This is a genomic window from Desulfovibrio desulfuricans (genome assembly GCF_024460775.1).
Classification (GTDB): domain Bacteria; phylum Desulfobacterota; class Desulfovibrionia; order Desulfovibrionales; family Desulfovibrionaceae; genus Desulfovibrio; species Desulfovibrio desulfuricans_E.
Genome location: NZ_JANFYZ010000033.1, coordinates 1 through 1,082, shown reverse-complemented (window position 1 = coordinate 1,082; position 1,082 = coordinate 1). Strand labels below are relative to the sequence as shown.

Genomic DNA, 1,082 nt, shown 5'->3' with positions numbered 1-1,082 from the left:
GGCGGATTCAACTTGCAAGTGCAACACCCTCAAAGTTGAATGAAAAGGCAAGGTGGTATAGCCCTTTAGCCTCTCCATCCAACCAAAGATTGAGGGGCGTATGGGCTATGCACACCTTGCCAGGGAAGAACGGTACTACATCTGCCAGGCAGTGAAAAGTGGAACGTCACTGAGGGCCATAGCCAAAGCGATAGGCCGTAGCGTCTCAACTGTAAGCCGCGAACTTGCGCGAAATACCGGGGCGCGTGGCTACCGCTACAGGCAGGCACACAAGCGCAGTCAGAAAAGGCAGACCAGTAAAGGGAAGAAGCGCATTGGCCTTGAGGTATGGACGTATGTTGAACAGTGTCTGCACCAGGACTTCAGTCCGGAGCAAATCTCTGGAGTTCTCAAACGCAAAGGTTTTGCCCTCAGTCATGAATGGATTTACCAGTACATTCTGGCGGACAAAAAACGAGGAGGAACGCTGCACAGCCATTTGCGCTGCCAGCGCAAACGCAAACGACGATATGGCAAACCCGACAGACGAGGTCAAATCAAGGGGCGTATCAGCATAGACATACGCCCGTCCATTGTTGCCGAGCGCTCACGCCTTGGTGATTGGGAGGCTGATACCGTTGAAGGCAGTAAAGGAGGCCCCGTTTTGGTGACACTTGCAGAGCGTAAAAGTCGTCTTTTCCTGTTTGGCAAGGCTCCCAACAAAAGCGCCAGCGAAGTAAGGCGGGTCATTGAAGGACTCTTGACACCCATTAAGGACTTTGTTCAGACTGTTACCTATGATAACGGCAAGGAGTTCAGCTACCATGCCGATGTGTCAGCTACACTCGAGGCTCAGGGATTTTTTGCGCACCCCTACCATTCGTGGGAGCGTGGCTTGAACGAGAACTCCAATGGCCTTCTACGCCAATACTTCCCCAAGGGGGTAAGCTTGGCATCGGTCACGCAAGATGAGATCATAGCGGCAATGTGCCGCTTGAACTGGCGGCCTAGAAAATGCCTTGGGTTTAAGACACCCTATGAAGTTTTTTTAGAAGACGCCAATACCCAAGGACTGGGTGTTGCACTTTGAACTTGAAACCGCG

General features: G+C 52.1%; 1 protein-coding gene. It reads left to right on the top strand.

All coding sequences use genetic code 11. The annotated features are described in order from the left end of the window. The first annotated feature begins 100 nt into the window (after nt 1–100). The gene (locus NE637_RS15290; protein WP_256267789.1) at nt 101–1,069 is read left to right on the top strand and encodes an IS30 family transposase; all 969 of its coding nucleotides are present in this window, start codon (nt 101–103) and stop codon (nt 1,067–1,069) included. Nucleotides 1,070–1,082 lie beyond the last annotated feature (13 nt).

Coding starts and splice junctions, on each gene's coding strand:
- NE637_RS15290 (WP_256267789.1), top strand. CDS start 101: ATGGGCTATGCACACCTTGCCAGGGAAGAACGGTACTACATCTGCCAG.